We start from the raw sequence: 211 nt of genomic DNA on the forward strand, positions 1-211 counted from the left end.
CTTTGGGCGGTATCAAAAACATGAAAGGCCTGCCTGACGCGATTTTCGTTATCGATACCGGCTACCAAAAAGGTACTCTGGTTGAAGCTGAAAAATTGGGCATCCCTGTTATCGCCGTAGTCGATACCAACAATAGCCCTGACGGCGTGAAATACGTTATCCCTGGTAACGATGACTCCGCTAAAGCTATCCGCCTGTACTGCCGCGGCAT

Annotated in this window: 1 protein-coding gene; it reads left to right on the forward strand. The window is 49.8% G+C overall.

Annotation, left to right across the window (positions count from 1 at the left end; all coding sequences use genetic code 11):
* On the forward strand, positions 1-211 hold a 211-nt coding region (gene rpsB, locus ACTHSP_RS24400; RefSeq protein WP_440347261.1), incomplete at both ends, for a 30S ribosomal protein S2.

The sequence above is a fragment of the Neisseria sp. P0001.S005 genome (assembly GCF_051963715.1).